Genomic DNA, 4103 nt, shown 5'->3' on the forward strand with positions numbered 1-4103 from the left:
CAGCCGGTTGTCCGACACCCCAAGCAGAAGCTGCTCGATGAACTTGATCCCGCCCATAAGATTCTGAGCATCTGCAGCCTCGATCTCGCGCCTGTCGAGGGCGGTGAGACCTTAAGCTCGGGGCAGGATGATCGGCAGAGCGTCTGCCGCAGCGAAGGCCGGGGCCAGCCTATGTTCAAACGAGCATCCTGCCCCCCGAGAGGCATCGACCGAGGCGATGGGCACCTCCGAACGGCCGTTTCCTTCGCCGGCGGACACCGCGCCGAACCGGAACATTCGTTCGGCTTTCTCGTTCCTGTGCAAATCGGAATTGGAACTGGTATAACCACATGTCCCTCGACAATGATACCGCGCTGGCAGCGCGCGAAGAACTGCTGACCGCGATCGCGGACGAAGCGTTTCCCTGCGTGGGCGCAAAGTCCGTCATGGCGCGCGGCAACCTCAAGACGCTGGTGTGTCAGTCGCTCAGAAGCGCTCGCGACGATCAGCGGATCCACTCGCATCTGCTCGATTGGGTTGCTGGCTATCGGGATGATCCGAGCGAGATGCGCAGCCTTGCCCTGATCTTTGCGGAGCCCGAAGACCTCGACGAGAAGGAATTCGAAACGGCGCTGTGGGAGCGGCTGCAATCGCTGGCTGAAGTCGACGCGGAGCGCAAGCAACCCTACGACCGAACCGTAAGTTCGGACCCCGACGACCCGCAATTTTCTCTCAGCTTCGGCGGGGCGGCGTTCTTCGTGGTCGGCCTGCACGCCAACGCGTCGCGTCCGGCACGGCGGATGCCAAGGCCGACCCTGATCTTCAATCTGCACGAGCAGTTCGAGCGCTTGCGCGCGGATGGCCGGTACGATCGGATGCGCGAGAAGATCCTGGATCGGGATACTGCCATCGCCGGAAGCGTCAACCCGATGCTCGCCCGCTTCGGTGAGGCGAGCGAGGCGCGACAATACAGCGGTCGTATGGTCGACGAGGACTGGCGCTGCCCGTTCCACGATCCGAGGGCCGCATGACCGTCACCGAGATCAAGCCGCGTAGCGGCGTCGCCTTCCGGGTGCAGCAGGGACAGACGTTGCGGGTCATTGATCCCGAAGGGGTGCAGGTGTCTGACCTTTTGGGTTATAGTGCGGCCGATGTGCGCGAGGTGATCTCGAATGGGCGGACGTTCGATTATGAAGAGACGATCGCGCTCACGACCGGGAACCGACTATGGTCGAACCGATCGAACCCGATGCTTTCGATCGTCGAGGATACAGCAGGGCGGCACGACTTCCTGCTGACGCCGTGCAGCGAGGCCACCTTTCGTCACTTCTATCCCGATCAGCCGGTTCATCGCGGCTGCTTTGGCAATCTCGCCGAAGCGCTGGCGCCTTACGGAATCGAGCCGGACATGATCCCCTGCGCGTTCAACCTGTTCATGAACGTGCCTGTCGCGTCCGACGGAAAGCTGCAGGTGGACCCGCCGACGAGCCGGCCGGGCGACCACATTCGGCTACGTGCAGAGATGGACCTTATCATCGGCCTGACCGCCTGTTCAGCTTATGCGTCAAATGGCGGTAGCTTCAAACCCATCCACTACGTGGTTGAGGACGCGGCATCAGCCTGACCCACAGGATTCCGGTGGCCGCGCCGCCTGTCCCCGGCGCGCGCCGCTTATCCGTGATGCGCTGTCACTTCCTTGATTGCAGCCAGAACGTCTTGCGTCGCTGTCTGGTGGATCATGTGACCCGCCCCCGGCACCCGGTTGAAGCTGCTTTGCGAGATCTCCCGATGAAGCCTCGCCGACTGCGTCTCGGTGTTGATGAGGCGATCCTTGGCACCGGCGACAATGGCGACCGGCATCTTGAGGCTCGCGTAGACGGGGCGGTAGGCGGCGGCATCCAGAACCATCAGCGCCGACTCGGCGGCGCTCGCGCGGATCTGGGACGGGCGCACGGCCATGGCCTTAGGGAACGACCGGAACTTAGCGGGCACCGTTTGCGGCCCGAATATCTTGCGCATCATGAGCGGCCACATCAGCCGGCTAAGGATGGGGGAGATCGTGTATCGTATGATGTCCCCCACCAGCGGTATGGCCGGGCCTGCCATGCCGACGACATCGGCCCGTGCCGTCGGATAGTAGTAGCCAGACGCAAGGACCAGCCCGCCGACCATCTGGGGGTATTTGTGCGCAAGCGCGACCGCCACCGAGCAGCCCCAGGAATGGCCCACAATCGTGGCGCGCGAGACTCCGATACGTGCGAGCGCGGCGTGGATCAGGTCGGCCTGTGCTTCGGGCGTCCAGATCTTGTGCCGCGGCCGGTCGCTATGACCATAACCGGGACGGTCGAACGCGACCACGCGGTAGGTTTGGGCGGCGAGGTCGACGAGTCCGCTCGACTCGAAGTCCTGGATCATGCTGCCGTTACCGTGGAGCAGAACGACCGGGTCCCCGCTGCCGCGCTCCACATAGTGTAGACGGACGCCTGCCACCTTCAGCATCCGGCCCATCGGAGGATTGTCGCGCTCGGCCTTCCGGGCCAGACGGTGGTTCATAAGCGCCGATGCCGCGAGACCGGCAACCGCAAGGCCGACGATCATGGAGCCGGTGGACGAGGAGGCTGCCCGCTTCCGAACTGCGCCCCGCGCATATCGTCTCATGTGAGAGTTCATGTGAGGCTCCGATCGCGAAAGAACTGAAGGGCGTTGCACGAGTCTTGCGACGCCGGACATCTACTCTCAGCCAGACACATTGTTCCTCGCGGCGGAATGGTGCTGGCGCCAGCAGACAGCGACGCCGTAGGGGAGGGAGCGCCCCGCGTCGCTTCAGCCGCGAAGGCCGCGCCCGGCAAACCGTCACGCCATTGGTTCGGAGCAGCAGCGAGGGTAGGCGGCCCTGCTGTCGCGAATTCCTTGCTAACTCACTCTTGCTCGAAGTGCCGAAGGTGTTTCGGTCCGCGCCAATCATTCATGCGACAGATGGAGACACCGTCGGATGTGGAAGAGCTTCTTGATTCCCGCGAGCCTCGCTACAGCCTCGGACTCCACCATCGCGCAGGCCGAACCCGTGTCCCCTCGTGATCGAGAACTGCGGACAAAGCGTCACGTTTGAGGCGGCGCCGCAGAATGCGGCCGCGCTTGGACAGAACAGCGCGGAGATCCTGCTGCTGCTCGGGCTTGAGGATCGCATGGCCGCCACGGCCTTCTGGCCGAACAACGTCCTTCCGGAACTGGAAGAGGCGAACAGCAAGGTCGAGGTGCTTTCGGTCGAGTTCCCGACGATCGAGGCGGTGCTGTCGAAACAGCCCGATTTCGTCGTCGCGATGCTGTCGACGCTGCGGCCCTGACAGCAAGGTCGCCAAGCGCGAAGACTTCCACGCGCACTCGACATACCGACCTACCTCTCCCCCAGCGCCTGCTCGACCTCGCTGGATTCCGGGGACGCCTATGGAAGCCGGCAAGATCTGTGGAGCATGGACCTGCTCTACAAGGAGATCGACGATCTTTCGCGGATCTTCGACGTGGCCGATCGCGGGCAGGCGCTGATTGCCGATTTCAAGGCGCGCGAAGCGGCCCTGCAAGAGCAGTTTTCGGAGAGCGAGGATCTTACCTTCCTCTTCTGGCTCTCCAGCCCGTCGCCCGCCGATGATGCGTGTCTTGGCGGAGGGAACGGCCCGTCGGCCTACATTTCCCATCTGCTCGGCGGCTCGAATGCGCTCCAGACCGAGGCGGAATGGCCGACGCTGGGATGGGAGGGGATCATGGCCGCCGATCCGACAGTCATCGTGGCCGCACAAGTCGACCGGAACCGCTGGGACCTCGACCGCGCGGACAACAAGATCGAGTTCCTCCAGTCCGATCCCACGGTCAGCCAGATGGATGCCCTTCGCAACGGCCGGATCGTGGTCATGAGCGGCGCTGCCATGAACCCGAGCATCCGCACCCTGTACGGCGCCGAGCAGGTCGCTGAACAGCTCACGGCGCTCGATCTCGGCGAACGACATCGGGCGATGCGCAGGACGGCCTGTTCAGGCTCGTTCTGTTCTTGACGCTTTCGTTCGTGACTCTCGCCCAGGGCAATCGCAGTTGGCCTCACGCCTCGGCTAAGCCATTGAGAACCTTTCGAA

General features: G+C 63.5%; 5 protein-coding genes. 4 read left to right on the forward strand and 1 reads right to left on the reverse strand.

The genetic code is table 11. The annotated features are described in order from the left end of the window. The first annotated feature begins 329 nt into the window (after positions 1-329). Positions 330-1010, forward strand: a complete 681-nt coding sequence (gntA, locus tag ACFDS3_RS19360) for a guanitoxin biosynthesis heme-dependent pre-guanitoxin N-hydroxylase GntA (RefSeq protein WP_375263975.1) — start codon at positions 330-332, stop codon at positions 1008-1010. Next, positions 1007-1603 carry a DUF1989 domain-containing protein gene (locus ACFDS3_RS19365; protein ID WP_375263976.1) on the forward strand — a complete coding sequence of 199 codons (597 nt, stop codon included), beginning with the start codon at positions 1007-1009 and terminating at the stop codon, positions 1601-1603. Before gntA ends, ACFDS3_RS19365 begins: the two co-directional genes overlap by 4 nt. Before the next feature lie 47 nt (positions 1604-1650). Here the strand turns inward: ACFDS3_RS19365 and ACFDS3_RS19370 are convergent, their stop codons facing one another. Continuing rightward, positions 1651-2637, reverse strand: a complete 987-nt coding sequence (locus tag ACFDS3_RS19370) for an alpha/beta fold hydrolase (protein ID WP_375263977.1) — start codon at positions 2635-2637, stop codon at positions 1651-1653. A 416-nt stretch (positions 2638-3053) separates the two neighbouring features. Here ACFDS3_RS19370 and ACFDS3_RS19375 point away from each other — a divergent pair, with 416 nt between their 5' ends. Further along, on the forward strand, positions 3054-3323 hold the full coding sequence (locus ACFDS3_RS19375; protein ID WP_375263978.1) for an ABC transporter substrate-binding protein: 270 nt from the start codon (positions 3054-3056) through the stop codon (positions 3321-3323). A gap of 81 nt (positions 3324-3404) precedes the next feature. Beyond that, positions 3405-4025: an ABC transporter substrate-binding protein gene (locus tag ACFDS3_RS19380; RefSeq protein WP_375263979.1), complete on the forward strand. Its 621-nt coding sequence runs from the start codon at positions 3405-3407 to the stop codon at positions 4023-4025. Positions 4026-4103: the final 78 nt, after the last annotated feature.

The sequence above is a fragment of the Palleronia sp. genome (assembly GCF_042089775.1).
GTDB lineage: Bacteria > Pseudomonadota > Alphaproteobacteria > Rhodobacterales > Rhodobacteraceae > Palleronia.

Coding starts and splice junctions, on each gene's coding strand:
- gntA (WP_375263975.1), top strand. CDS start 330: ATGTCCCTCGACAATGATACCGCGCTGGCAGCGCGCGAAGAACTGCTG.
- ACFDS3_RS19365 (WP_375263976.1), top strand. CDS start 1,007: ATGACCGTCACCGAGATCAAGCCGCGTAGCGGCGTCGCCTTCCGGGTG.
- ACFDS3_RS19370 (WP_375263977.1), bottom strand. CDS start 2,637: ATGAGACGATATGCGCGGGGCGCAGTTCGGAAGCGGGCAGCCTCCTCG.